This window comes from Vibrio sp. 10N.222.55.C6 (assembly GCF_041473395.1).
GTDB classification, from domain to species: domain Bacteria; phylum Pseudomonadota; class Gammaproteobacteria; order Enterobacterales; family Vibrionaceae; genus Vibrio; species Vibrio crassostreae_C.
Map to the genome: position 1 here is coordinate 1 of NZ_JBFRSD010000283.1, position 411 is coordinate 411.

At 43.3% G+C, this 411-nt stretch carries 1 protein-coding gene and 1 pseudogene; both read right to left on the bottom strand.

Going from position 1 to position 411, the window contains the following annotated elements; translation table 11 throughout:
• Positions 1-199: DUF6559 family protein (locus AB4486_RS23685; RefSeq protein WP_372119020.1), on the bottom strand; the 199-nt coding region annotated here is incomplete at its 3' end.
• Between the two features lie 29 nt (positions 200-228).
• Positions 229-411 (bottom strand): annotated as a pseudogene (locus tag AB4486_RS23690) (iron ABC transporter); the annotation flags it as partial.

Genomic DNA, 411 nt, shown 5'->3' on the forward strand with positions numbered 1-411 from the left:
GAGCAATTTCAGCAGCAAGGTCTTGTGGATCAGCAAACAATGCTAAGGCAACCAGTTGTTGGCGCTTACTTAATTCACATGAACTCGTTTCTACTTGCCCAATAGAGAAAAAGTCACTGCTTCCGTACGCTTTCACCAACTTTGCAGAAAGTGATTTGATTACTTTCTTGATTCGTCGTCGTTGAATATATCTAAACATATAGATTGCCTTGTATTGATGAGCTTAAGTTAACCAAACAGCAGATAAGTTTGATTGTCGACCGAGATGCTTTTTACTTGCGTGTTAAATACGGATTCTAGCTGTTCAGGCACAAGCACTTGCTCTGCACTGCCAGATGCTTGTAGTACGCCCTTTTCGAGCAGCAGTACTTGGTCGGCATGCCTCAAGGTTCGGTTCAGGTCGTGGTTAGC